This window comes from Streptomyces sp. CA-251387, assembly GCF_050936625.1.
Taxonomy (GTDB): Bacteria; Actinomycetota; Actinomycetes; order Streptomycetales; family Streptomycetaceae; genus Streptomyces.
In genome coordinates this window covers 331748-343022 of record NZ_JBNJMJ010000001.1, presented here as the reverse complement: position 1 = coordinate 343022, position 11275 = coordinate 331748, and the positions used below count along the sequence as shown (strand labels likewise).

At 72.1% G+C, this 11275-nt stretch carries 11 protein-coding genes; 6 read left to right on the top strand and 5 right to left on the bottom strand.

Annotated features, from left to right (window positions below; genetic code table 11):
* The first annotated feature begins 164 nt into the window (after positions 1 to 164).
* Positions 165 to 1046, top strand: coding sequence for a universal stress protein (locus ACQEV2_RS01590; protein ID WP_433035542.1), 882 nt, complete (start codon positions 165 to 167; stop codon positions 1044 to 1046).
* Positions 1047 to 1065: 19 nt separating this feature from the next.
* Here ACQEV2_RS01590 and ACQEV2_RS01585 read toward each other — a convergent pair whose 3' ends face one another.
* From ACQEV2_RS01585 to ACQEV2_RS01570, 4 genes are all read right to left on the bottom strand, one after another.
* Positions 1066 to 2301 (bottom strand): DUF4032 domain-containing protein, encoded by a 1236-nt coding sequence (locus ACQEV2_RS01585; RefSeq protein ID WP_433035539.1) that lies wholly within the window; start codon positions 2299 to 2301, stop codon positions 1066 to 1068.
* 41 nt (positions 2302 to 2342) lie between these two features.
* Positions 2343 to 3089 carry an MBL fold metallo-hydrolase gene (locus ACQEV2_RS01580; RefSeq protein WP_433035536.1) on the bottom strand — a complete coding sequence of 249 codons (747 nt, stop codon included), beginning with the start codon at positions 3087 to 3089 and terminating at the stop codon, positions 2343 to 2345.
* Positions 3090 to 3138: 49 nt separating this feature from the next.
* Positions 3139 to 4320, bottom strand: a complete 1182-nt coding sequence (locus ACQEV2_RS01575) for an acyltransferase family protein (RefSeq protein WP_433035533.1) — start codon at positions 4318 to 4320, stop codon at positions 3139 to 3141.
* 109 nt (positions 4321 to 4429) lie between these two features.
* The gene (locus ACQEV2_RS01570) at positions 4430 to 5059 is read right to left on the bottom strand and encodes an alpha-ketoglutarate-dependent dioxygenase AlkB (RefSeq protein ID WP_433035530.1); all 630 of its coding nucleotides are present in this window, start codon (positions 5057 to 5059) and stop codon (positions 4430 to 4432) included.
* A 125-nt stretch (positions 5060 to 5184) separates the two neighbouring features.
* Here ACQEV2_RS01570 and ACQEV2_RS01565 point away from each other — a divergent pair, with 125 nt between their 5' ends.
* Positions 5185 to 5811 carry a TetR/AcrR family transcriptional regulator gene (locus ACQEV2_RS01565; protein WP_433035527.1) on the top strand — a complete coding sequence of 209 codons (627 nt, stop codon included), beginning with the start codon at positions 5185 to 5187 and terminating at the stop codon, positions 5809 to 5811.
* A 32-nt stretch (positions 5812 to 5843) separates the two neighbouring features.
* A complete protein-coding gene (locus ACQEV2_RS01560) occupies positions 5844 to 7517 on the top strand; it encodes an FAD-binding dehydrogenase (protein WP_433035524.1) in 1674 nt (557 codons plus the stop codon).
* A gap of 22 nt (positions 7518 to 7539) precedes the next feature.
* On the opposite strand, the gene ACQEV2_RS01555 is transcribed toward ACQEV2_RS01560, so the two are convergent.
* Positions 7540 to 7890, bottom strand: coding sequence for a DUF488 domain-containing protein (locus ACQEV2_RS01555; RefSeq protein WP_433035521.1), 351 nt, complete (start codon positions 7888 to 7890; stop codon positions 7540 to 7542).
* 59 nt (positions 7891 to 7949) lie between these two features.
* Between ACQEV2_RS01555 and ACQEV2_RS01550 the strand changes: the two genes are divergently transcribed.
* The 3 genes from ACQEV2_RS01550 to ACQEV2_RS01540 are packed head-to-tail and all read left to right on the top strand — an operon-like array spanning position 7950 to position 11239.
* Positions 7950 to 8690 carry a L,D-transpeptidase family protein gene (locus tag ACQEV2_RS01550; RefSeq protein ID WP_433035518.1) on the top strand — a complete coding sequence of 247 codons (741 nt, stop codon included), beginning with the start codon at positions 7950 to 7952 and terminating at the stop codon, positions 8688 to 8690.
* 27 nt (positions 8691 to 8717) lie between these two features.
* On the top strand, positions 8718 to 9422 hold the full coding sequence (locus ACQEV2_RS01545; protein WP_433035515.1) for a response regulator transcription factor: 705 nt from the start codon (positions 8718 to 8720) through the stop codon (positions 9420 to 9422).
* Positions 9419 to 11239, top strand: a complete 1821-nt coding sequence (locus ACQEV2_RS01540; protein ID WP_433035512.1) for a sensor histidine kinase — start codon at positions 9419 to 9421, stop codon at positions 11237 to 11239. The genes ACQEV2_RS01545 and ACQEV2_RS01540 overlap by 4 nt, the downstream gene beginning before the upstream one ends.
* Positions 11240 to 11275: the final 36 nt, after the last annotated feature.

Sequence of the window (11275 nt, the reverse complement as noted above, 5' to 3'; positions counted from 1 at the left end):
CGCCGCACCCCGAGCACCCCGGGACCCGTTGCCCTCGGGATCCGCCCGAGAGCCTCCGGACCGGCCGCGCACACCCTCACACTTGCGCCCACTGCCCTGCCCTGCCCGCACTGTGGTGAAGACTGGGCTCGACGGCATGACCATTACATGAGGAGGCAGCCGGAATGACGCGCCCGATCACGGCAGGGGTGGACGGCTCGGAGGAGAGCCTCGCCGCGCTGGGCTGGGCCGCCCGGGAGGCGGTGCGCCGGGGGCTCGCCCTGCGGGTGGTGCACGCCTGGCGGTTCCAGCCGCACGAGGGGATCGACGCAGGATACGCCAAGGACGCCGACACCCAGGCCCAGTGGGTGCGGGAGGGGCTGGCGGAGGCCGCCCGTTCGGTGCGCGAGCGGCACCCGGGCCTCGAGGTCACCACCGACGTCCTCGACGGCGGGCCCGCCGAGACGCTGGTCGCCGCTGCGGCGGACGCCGAGATGCTGGTGCTGGGCTCGCGCGGCCACGGTGCGGTCGTCGGGTTCCTGCTGGGTTCCGTCGGGCAGCAGGTGATCGCCGGGGCCACGCGGCCCGTCGTCCTCGTACGCGCAGGGGACCAGGCGTCCGCCGAGGCCGCCGGACGCGAGATCGTCGTCGGTCAGCAGGGCGATGCGGACGACAGTGCCGCCGCGCTGCGGTTCGCGTTCGAGACGGCGGCGGCGCGCGGGGCGACCGTGCGCGCGGTACGGGCCTGGACCCTGCCGCCGCTGTTCGCCTACAGCCCGGGCTCCATGAAGCTCCTCGACGACGCCGGGGGCTTGGAGCCGTACGAGAAGAAGTCCCTGGGTGAGGCGCTGAAGCCGTGGCGGGACCGCTACCCGGACGTCCATGTCGTCGAGCACGTCGAGATGGGCAGCGCCGGGCAGGTGCTGCTGTCGGTCGCGGGGCGGGCCCAGCTGATGGTGGTCGGGCGCCGCGCCCGCCGTACGGCCGTGGGCGCCCGCATCGGCTCGGTGGCGCACGGCGTCCTGCACCACGCGGACTGCCCGGTGGCCGTCGTGCCGCACGACTGAATGACCGCGGACGACCGAGTCAGTCGGAGGTCGTCGGCTGCAGCGTCTCCCGCGCCTTGGGCAGGATGTTCTTGATGTAGTCCTCGACCACCGTGTCCAGACCGATGTCGTGCTGCGCCCGCTCGGACAGGTACCAGCGGTGTTCGAGCAGCTCGTGGTAGATCTCGGCCGGGTCCATGGAACCGCGCAGCTCCAGCGGTACGGCCCGCACGGTGGGGCGGAAGACGTCGCGCACCCACCGGTGGGCGAGCACCTCGGGGCGGGCGCCGAGCGGGTCGCCCGGGGCGTAGTCGTCCTGGGTGGCCATCCAGCTCTCCAGGTCGTTCAGGAGCCGGCGGGCCTGGTTCTCCTCGGTGTCCAGGCCCGTCAGGCGCAGCAGCTGACGCTGGTGGTGGCCGGCGTCGACGACCTTGGGCACGAAGGTGACCGTGTCGCCGTTGGCCGCGTGCTCGATCTGCATCTCGGCCACGTCGAAACCGAGCTCGTTCAGGCGGCGTATCCGGCGCTCTATGTAGTGGTACTTGCCCGCCGGGTACACCGAGGTGCGGGTCAGTTCCTCCCACAGGCTGCCGTAGCGCGCGCAGATCTCCATGCCGAACTCGATCGGGTCCACCGACGGGTGCAGCGCCCCGGACGCCTCCAGGTCCAGCAGCTCGCCGCTGATGTTGACCCGGGCGAGCTCCAGGTCGTAGTCGCGCTGGCCGGTGCTGAGCTGGGGGTGCAGATCGCCCGTCTCGGCGTCCACCAGATACGCGGCGTAGGCGCCCGCGTCACGCCGGAACAGCGTGTTGGACAGCGAGCAGTCGCCCCACGCGAACCCGGCGAGGTGGAGGCGGACCAGCAGCACGGCCAGCGCGTCCATGAGGCGGTGCATGGTCGCCGGGCGCATGGTCGTCTCGAACATCGAGCGGTACGGCATCGAGCCGCCCAGATGCCGGGTGACCAGGACCGACTCCAGCGAGCCGCCGTCGGCGTCGGTGCGGCCGGTGACCACGGCCAGTGGGTCCACCGCGGGGATGCCGATGCGGTCCAGGTCGCGCAGCAGCTCGTACTCGCGCAGTGCCGGCCGCTCGGCGAGCTCCTTGACGGCGATCACCTCGGTGCCGGCCCGGGCGTAGCGCACCACGTGCCGTGAGATACCGCGCGGCAGCGGGACGAGGACGTCCTCCGGCCACTCTTCCAGAGGCAGCTGCCAGGGCAATTCCAGCAAAAGCGCGGGGTGCTCCGGATTCGTCGCGCTGATCTGCAGTGCCATGGGCCGTTCGTCCTTGCCTCGCCGGTGATCGTCACCTCACCCTAGAGTGCGCGCTCCCGGGCCTGAAGAGCAGCTTCTCGCACCGAGCCCCGGTGCAGCGGCCCGTGCCCGGGCAGCAGGACGTCGCCCTTGAGGCCTTCGAACAGGTCCAGCGTGGCCACGGCCTGGGTCCGCTCGCGGTGGAACATGTCCGGCAGCAGCTGCGGCCCCTTGATCCGCGAGGTGGGGTGCCCGCTGACCAGGGCGTCGCCCGCGATCACCACGCCGGTGTCCGGCAGGTGGTAGGCGCAGTGGCCGTCGGTGTGTCCGGGCGTGTGCACCGGGACGGGGCGGCCCGGCAGGTCGAGTGGCCCCTCCGACGGGAACGGCTCGGGGGCGGTGACGGGAACGTGCGCGGTGCCGCCGGAGCGGATCGCGTGGACCGCCCAGGGCAGGACGCCCGGCCGCCAGCCGTTCCTGAGGACCGTCCCCACGGTCACCTGGTGCAGGAACTCCCGCCGGGCGTGCGGCACTTCGGCCTCGTGGAGGTATATGGGCGTGCCGTAGGTGGTGCGCAGGTACTCGGCGTTGCCCAGGTGGTCCGTGTGCGCATGCGTGATCAGTACGGCCCTGACCGCCTCCGGTGAACCGCCCACCTCCGCGAGCGAGGCGAGGAGCGTCGCCCGGTCCCCGGGATAGCCGGTGTCGATCAGCGTGACCTCGTCCCCCTCGGTCAGGATCACCCAGTTCGTGTTGCTGCCGTGCACCAGGTAGGTGCCGTCCGCGACTTGCTGCACATCTGCCCGCATGATCGTCCCGCGTGGTGAGGTCCGTGCCCGACGGACACAGCAAAGCAGATCAGGAGGGCGGTGTGACCGCCGGGTCGGGACGCATCCCGAACAGGAACCGCGTCAGTCGCGTTCTGCGCACCACGGCCTCGTACACCACGAAGATCACCGTGAGCGAACCCGTCACGATCACCACGTACTTGATCACGATCGGCGCGGACCAGCCCACCACGCCGTACGCCAGGGCGACCACGACCGGCTGGTGCAGCACGTACAACGGCAGGGCGGCGAGCCCGAGATACAGCATCGGTCGCGAGGGAGGCCGGGCCTCGCGCCGCCGGTCCAGCAGCCCGAGGATCGCCACCACCCAGCACCAGCCCGCCGCCCCGAACACCGCCCGGGTCACCAGCGCGAACGGGCTCCACTCGGTGAACGGGTCGTCAAGAGAGAGGAATCCGGGCGCGGTCCCCGCGAACAGGAGCAGCCCGAACAGGCCCACCGGCACGGCGAGTCGGCGCAGCGTGGCACGGACGTGACCGTCGTCGGCGAGGGCGTAACCGAAGAGGAAGAACACCAGGTAGGCCCAGCGGTTCCAGCCCGCGAAGCCCTCCTCCATGCCCAGGAACGCATTGATCGCGGCCAGCGGCAGGGCGGGCAGGAGAAGCAGGGCCGGGCGCCGGCCCACCGCCTGGGCCACGCGCTCCGACCGGGCCGCGAGCGGCGCCGCGACCGGGGCGAGCAGCAGGCTGAAGACGAGGAGGAGGACGACGAACCACAGATGGCCGGTCTCGAAGTGCTCCCCTTCGAGGACGAAGGGGAAGTCGGCCGCATCCAGGCGGACCGTGAGGAAGCGGGGCCAGAAACGAACGTACGGCTCGTCGTAGCCCGGGTCGGCGGCCCGCAGCCGCAGCCACTGGGGGAGCGGGCACAGGACGAGCGTCGCGAAGGCCAGCGGAACACCCAGGCGCACCAAGCGCTCACCCGTGAAGCGGGCAGGTCCGCGGCGCCGGATCGAGTAGCGGGAGCCGAGCCCGGCGACGAGGAACAGCATGGGCATCGCCCACACCACCCCGAATCCGGCGAGCACGGTCACGGCATCGGTCGTCTGCGGGTTCTTGACGTAGAAGTCGTCGTCCGGCGAGAAGACGAGGCCGGAGTGGAAGAAGACCAGCGCGAGAACGACGAAGACCCGCAGCGCGTCCAACTCGCCGCGCCGGGGAGCCGTGGCCGGTGCCCGGGTTTCCGCGCTCATCCGCCCCAGTGTGGGGGCACGACAGGGCTTCGCCCAGAGGAAGGGCTGCCTCCGGCACCGTCCGCCGGAGGCAGCCCCCGCGCGCACCCGAAGCGGCCGCCTCTCCGCCTCAGTGCACGCCGTGCGGGCGGAACTGGATGCTGATGCGCGGTCCCGCGGCGCGCGTGGTCTTCGGTACCGAGTGCTCCCAGGTCCGCTGGCAGGAACCGCCCATCACGATGAGGTCGCCGTGCCCCAGCGGACGGCGCACCGTCTCGCCGCCGCCCCGTATGGGACGCAGCAGCAGATCCCGGGGCGCGCCCACGGAGAGGATCGCCACCATCGTGTCCTCGCGCGCGCCCCGCCCGATCCGGTCCCCGTGCCAGGCGACGCTGTCCCGGCCGTCGCGGTAGTAGCAGAGCCCCGCCGTGGTAAACGGCTCCCCCAGCTCCTCGGCGTAGTGCGCCGACAGCGCGTCGCGGGCCTCCGCGAGGACGGGATGCGGGAGCACGTCGTCCGCGCCGTAGAAGGCGAGCAGCCGAGGCACGTCGACCACGTTGTCGTACATCTTGCGCCGCTCCGCACGCCAGGGCACCTCGCCGGCCAGGTGCTCGAACAAGGCGTCGGCCCCGGTGAGCCAGCCGGGCAGGACGTCGATCCAGGCGCCATGGGCGAGCGGGGTACGGCGGATCCCGGTGAGGGATGCGAGCCGCAGCTCGTCGGTCTGGTCGAAGAGGGAGCCCTGGAGGTGCGTGGCCATGCTCCCAGCGTACCCCCGAATCGAATATCTGTTCCCATTAAGTTCCTGGCTCCTCGGATTCTCGGCCTCCCCTTTGGATACGCTCATGTATCGGATACATTCCTGTATCGAATGGGGGTGCGGACATGCCGGTACAGGAAACGACCAGGCGCGTCACCAAGCGCCGCGTCCGTACGCGGGCCAATCTCCTCGACGCCGCGTTCGCGGTGTTCGCCGCCAAGGGGTTCGGCCGCGTCTCCATCGAGGAGGTCTGCGAGGCCGCCGGCTACAGCAGGGGCGCCTTCTACTCCAACTTCGACAGCCTGGACGAGCTGTTCTTCGCCCTCTACCAGCAGCGCGCGGACCTGATCGCGGAGCAGGTGTCCGGTGCGCTCGCCCTCGACGGGCCGGACCTGGACGTGCCCGCCGCCGTGGACCGGGTGACCGACGTGCTGCTCCTGGACCGCGACTGGCTGCTGGTGAAGACGGACTTCCTGGTGCATGCCGCGCGTGAGCCGGCCGTCGCCCGGACCCTCCTCGAACACCGCGCGCGGCTGCGCGGGGCGATCGCCGACCGGCTCGCCCGCGCGCGGGGCCACACCGCACTGCCCGCCGTGCTCGGCGACATCGACGGCGCCGCCCACGCGGTGGTCGCCGCGTACGACGGAGTCACCACCCAACTGCTGCTGGACAGGGACGTCGAGCACGCCCGCGCCTGGCTGAAACAACTGCTCACCGCGCTGCTCACCGACGGCAGCGACATCACCGGATAGCGCCACCACCGTATGAGGAAGGGACGGTCGCCATGGATGCCGACGTCATCGTCGTCGGAGCGGGACTCGCGGGCCTGGTCGCCGCGCACGAACTGACCAGCCGGGGCCGCAGGGTCGCGCTGGTCGACCAGGAGAACGCCGCCAACCTCGGCGGGCAGGCCTTCTGGTCCTTCGGCGGGCTGTTCCTCGTCGACTCCCCGGAGCAGCGCCGCCTGGGCATCAAGGACTCCTTCGAGCTGGCCTGGAACGACTGGCAGGGCAGCGCCCGGTTCGACCGGACGGACGACGAGGACTCCTGGGCGGTGCGCTGGGCGCGCGCGTACGTCGAGTTCGCGGCCGGGGAGAAGCGGGTCTGGCTGGACGGGCACGGCATCAAGTTCCTGCCCACGGTGGGCTGGGCGGAGCGCGGCGACCTGCGCGCCGACGGCCACGGCAACTCGGTACCCCGGTTCCACATCGCGTGGGGCACCGGCACGGGTGTCGTGGAGCCGTTCGTCCGGTACGCCAAGCAGGCCGCGAGTGACGGGCTGCTCACCTTCTACCACCGGCACCAGGTCGACGAGCTGGTCATCGAGGAGGGCGCGGCGCGCGGCGTGCGCGGCACGGTCCTGGCCGAGGACAACTCGCCGCGCGGTGTCGCCTCCAACCGCGACCGTGCCGGAGAGTTCGAGCTGACCGCCCAGGCCGTCGTCGTCACCACCGGAGGCATCGGCGCCAACCACGAGATCGTCCGCCGCTACTGGCCCGAGCGCCTCGGCACACCGCCCACCGAGATGGTCACCGGCGTCCCGGCCTACGTCGACGGCCGGATGCTCGACATCAGCGCGGAGGCGGGTATACGGCTGGTCAACCGCGACCGTATGTGGCACTACACCGAGGGCCTGCAGAACTGGGACCCGATCTGGCCCGGCCACGGCATCCGCATCCTGCCCGGACCGTCCTCGATGTGGTTCGACGCCCTCGGCCGCCGCCTGCCCGACCCGTGCCTGCCGGGCTACGACACCCTCAGCACCCTCAAGTACCTGCGCACGACCGAGGACATCGCCGGGTACGACCACTCCTGGTTCATCCTCAGCCAGAAGATCATCGAGAAGGAGTTCGCGCTGTCGGGCTCCGAGCAGAACCCCGACATCACCGCCAAGGACCGGGCGGGCTTCCTGAAGGAGCGGGTGCTCGGCAAGGGCGCCCCGGGACCGGTGGCGGCGTTCGTGCGCAACGGCGCGGACTTCGTGACCGCTTCGGCCCTTGAGCAACTGGTCGAGAAGATGAACCAGTTGACGGACAAGCCGCTCCTCGACGCGGACGGCATCCGGCGCCAGATCGAGGCCCGCGACCTGCAGATCGCCAACCCGTACAGCAAGGACGCCCAGGTGCAGGGCATCCGCAACGCCCGCCGCTACATCGGCGACCGCCTCGGCCGCGTCGCCACCCCGCACCGCATCCTCGACCCGGCGGCCGGCCCCCTGATCGGCGTCAAGCTGCACGTCCTCACCCGCAAGACCCTCGGCGGCATCCAGACCGACCTCGACTCCCGCGCGCTCGCAGCCGACGGGACGCCCATCGACGGTCTCTACGCGGCCGGCGAGGTCGCCGGCTTCGGCGGTGGCGGCGTCCACGGCTACAACGCCCTGGAGGGCACCTTCCTCGGCGGCTGCCTCTTCTCGGGGAGGGCGGCGGGCCGGGCCGCGGCGCGGCAGACGGCCTGACGGCGGCGTACGGCCCGTCTCCTCAGGCTTCGAGGAGGCGGGCCAGTACGGCGGCGTGGCTCTGCTCGGGCGACTTCGACGCGGTCAGCAGCGTCACGTCGCCCTTCCTCGTCAACTCCCGCACCTGATCGAGGAGTTCTGCCGCCTCGGGAGCGGCCAGCTCGGCCTCGTAGCGGCGCGCGAAATCCTCGTACGACCTCTCGCCCGCGTGGTACCAGCGCCGCAGCTCGGTGGACGGGGTGAGCCCCTTGGGCCACTCGTCCACGTGCGCCGCGTCCTTCGACAGACCGCGCGGCCACAGCCGGTCGACCAAGACGCGCACGCCGTCCTCGGGTTCGGGTGCTTCATAGACGCGCCGGATGCGAACGCTCATGGCCGGGCCTTTCTCGTGGACCTGACGAGTTCCTCACAAGTGTCGGCCAAGGTCGACGCATGATCACGCACAAGCCCCGTGTCGCACTGCTCGCCGCCTCCCTGCTGCTCACCGGCTGCGGCGGCGGTGCCGTGGTGACACCGGACCACGAGCCCGGTGTCACCCGGCCCTCGACCAGCACACCGCTGCCGGACGTCGCCCTTGAAGTGGCCCCGCAGCAACTGCCCGGTCTCGGGCCCAAGACGTGGGCGCAGGTGCCCTCCGAGGCACGCCAGGCCGTCGTCGTGACCGGGCGCGGCAGGAACTCCGCACAGTCCACCGTCGTCCTGTACGAGCGCAGCGACATCGGCTGGGAGGCCGGCGACAGCTGGCCCGCCCACAACGCCCTGCGCGGCTGGACCGACCACCACCGCGCCGGCGATCTGCGCTCACCCATCGGGGTCTTCACCCTCACCGACGCCGGAGGCCTGCTCCGTGACCCCGGCACGAAGCTGCCGTACGACCACGGCTCCGGGTTCACCGCCACCGGCACCGGCTTCGAGGGCGAGCCCCTCGCGGGCTCCTTCGACTACGTGATCGCCATCAACTACAACCGCAAGCCCGGCACCACGCCCCTCGACTGGACCCGCCCGCTCGGCGCCGGACGCGGCGGCGGCATATGGCTGCACGTCGACCACGACGGGCCGACCCAGGGCTGCGTCAGCATCGCGCGCGAGCACATGAAGGAGCTTCTGCTGGCGCTGGACCCCGGCCGGCATCCCGTCGTCGTCATGGGCGACGCCAAGTCACTGGCCCGCTGACCTCCCCGACCGCTTAGGATCCGCCGCGTGTGCGCACATGTGCTGGTCGCCGAGGACGACGAGATGCAGGCCGAACTCATACGCCGCTCCCTGCTGTCGGAGGGCCACACCGCCACCGTCGTCCACGACGGGTCGGCCGCCCTCGACGCGGTCCGGCGGCAGCGGCCCGACCTCGTCGTGCTGGACCTGATGCTGCCGGTGATCGACGGCTTCGGGGTGTGCCGGGTGCTGCGCCGGAACCCCGAGAATCCGGACATCCCCGTGCTGATGCTGACGGCCCGGTCGACGGAGGACGACGTCCTGCTCGGCCTCGAACTCGGCGCCGACGACTACATGACCAAGCCGTACAGCCCGCGCGAGCTGATGGCCCGCATCCGCACGGTGCTGCGGCGCAGCGCGCGCGCCGCCGACCGGCGGGAGGGTCCCGTCGTACGCGCCGCCGGGATCGCCGTCGATCCCGTGCGGCACGAGGTGCGGTGCGACGGGGCGCCCGTGGAGTGCACACCGGCCGAGTTCGAGATCCTCCTGGCCATGGCCGCCGAACCCGAACGGGTCTTCTCCCGGCGGCAGTTGCTGGAGTGCACCCGGGGCACCGACCGGGCCTCCACCGAACGGGCCGTCGACGTCCACATCATGAACCTGCGCAAGAAGATCGAGGCCGACCCGCGCAGGCCCGTGCGACTGCTGACCGTGTTCGGCGTCGGCTACAAGCTCAGCGGCGGCCGCGGATGAGCCGGCGCATCCCGCTGCGCAAGCGCCTCCTGGTCCGGCTGCTGATCGCGACGGTGCTGATCGCCGTGTGCTCGGTGGCGGCGACGGCCTGGCTGGCCGTGGAGACCACCACCCGGGCGCTGCGGGAGGAACAGGGGCAGGTTCTCGCGGAGGACATGGACGTCCTCGCCCGGCTCAGCGGCTACGCCGCGACCCACTCCGACTGGACGGGAGTCGAGGAGACCGTCCGTGCGCTGTCCGAGCGGACCGGGCGCCGTATCGCCCTGACGACCCCCGACCGCAGGCCCCTCGCCGACTCCGCGCCGCCCGGCACCGCCCTGCCGCCGCGCGCCGCCGCCACCGTGGACCCCCTTCGCACCGACACCTACACCGAACGGGGGGCACAGCGCAGCGGCATCGATCCGCGCGTGGTCGGCCCGTACCGGGTGACGGACACGGAGCGGGCCCGACTCGACAAGCTCGCCCTGATCCGGCAGAAGTGCTTCGCCCGCAACGGCTACGAGGCCGACGTCGTCCAGACTCCGAGCGGCCGCCCCGTCGTCACGGACCACGACGGCCCCGTTTCGGCGGGGCAGGTGCCCGACGAGTGCGCCGACGGGCTCCTGAACACCCCGACCCCCACCGAGGAGAAGGCCCTGGCCGAACTGGCCGAGCGCTCCCGTGCCTGCCTGGACCGGCACGGCCTGAGCACCGGCGCGACGCCCTTCGTCACGGTCGACGTGACCGAGCAGCGCCTCGGCACCCGGTACCTCATGGGCAAGTCCAGACCGGGCGACAGCGGCTCCGTACGCGAGGCGGAGAGCTGTGTCGACGCCGCGCGCCGCGCCCAACTCGACCCTTATGTCGCCCCCGTGGCCGAACTCTTTCTGGGGGTCGGGGACACCGCCGCCGTCCGGTTCGACATGTCCCCGGCCAACAAGGCCAAGGTCGTCGGGGCCGCCGGCCTCGTTCTGGCCGTCACGGTGGCCGTGACCGCCGTGGTCGCCACCCGGCTCGTCCGGCCGCTGCGGGCGCTGACCGAGGCGGCCCAGCAGCCGCCCGAGCTGCATGTGCGCGTCCCCGTCACCACCCGCGACGAGACCGGCATCCTCGCCGCGGCGTTCAACGAACTCACCGAGCGGCGCGAGCGGTTGGAGGCCCAGCGCAAGGCCATGGTGAGCGACATCGCGCACGAACTGCGCAGCCCGCTCACCAACATCCGCGGCTGGCTGGAAGTCACCCGCGACGGCGTCGTCGATCCCGCTCCCGCCCTGCTGGCCTCCCTGCACGAGGAGGCGCTCGTCCTTCAGCGCGTCATCGACGACCTCCAGGACCTCGCCGCCGCCGACGCCGGGGCCCTGCGCCTGCACCGCGAGCCGGTCCGGGCCGACGAACTCGTCGACCAGGTCGCCGCCGCCCACCGCGTCGCCGCCGACACGGCGGGCGTCACCCTGCGCACGGCCGCGGACGGCACCCCCTGGCTGGACGCCGACCCCGTCCGCATGCGCCAGGCACTCGGCAACCTCGTCTCCAACGCCCTGCGCCACACACCGGCCGGCGGCACCGTCACGCTCGCCGCCCGGCGTGACGGCGACGACATCGTCCTCGACGTCACCGACACGGGGACCGGTATCGATCCCGAGGACCTGCCGCACGTCTTCGACCGGTTCTGGCGTGCGGAGAAGTCCCGCAGCCGGCGTACCGGAGGCAGCGGGCTGGGCCTGCCGATCGTCCGGCACCTGGTCGCCGCGCACGGCGGTACGGTCGACGCGGCGAGCGAGCCCGGTACCGGCTCCGTGTTCACCCTGCGGTTGCCGGCGGCCGCGGCGCCCGACTGATCCGAGCGGATCCGATGACGTGTGCCTCGATCCGCC

Coding starts and splice junctions, on each gene's coding strand:
- ACQEV2_RS01555 (WP_433035521.1), bottom strand. CDS start 7,890: ATGAGCGTTCGCATCCGGCGCGTCTATGAAGCACCCGAACCCGAGGAC.
- ACQEV2_RS01585 (WP_433035539.1), bottom strand. CDS start 2,301: ATGGCACTGCAGATCAGCGCGACGAATCCGGAGCACCCCGCGCTTTTG.
- ACQEV2_RS01580 (WP_433035536.1), bottom strand. CDS start 3,089: ATGCGGGCAGATGTGCAGCAAGTCGCGGACGGCACCTACCTGGTGCAC.
- ACQEV2_RS01570 (WP_433035530.1), bottom strand. CDS start 5,059: ATGGCCACGCACCTCCAGGGCTCCCTCTTCGACCAGACCGACGAGCTG.
- ACQEV2_RS01560 (WP_433035524.1), top strand. CDS start 5,844: ATGGATGCCGACGTCATCGTCGTCGGAGCGGGACTCGCGGGCCTGGTC.
- ACQEV2_RS01575 (WP_433035533.1), bottom strand. CDS start 4,320: ATGAGCGCGGAAACCCGGGCACCGGCCACGGCTCCCCGGCGCGGCGAG.
- ACQEV2_RS01550 (WP_433035518.1), top strand. CDS start 7,950: ATGATCACGCACAAGCCCCGTGTCGCACTGCTCGCCGCCTCCCTGCTG.
- ACQEV2_RS01565 (WP_433035527.1), top strand. CDS start 5,185: ATGCCGGTACAGGAAACGACCAGGCGCGTCACCAAGCGCCGCGTCCGT.
- ACQEV2_RS01540 (WP_433035512.1), top strand. CDS start 9,419: ATGAGCCGGCGCATCCCGCTGCGCAAGCGCCTCCTGGTCCGGCTGCTG.
- ACQEV2_RS01590 (WP_433035542.1), top strand. CDS start 165: ATGACGCGCCCGATCACGGCAGGGGTGGACGGCTCGGAGGAGAGCCTC.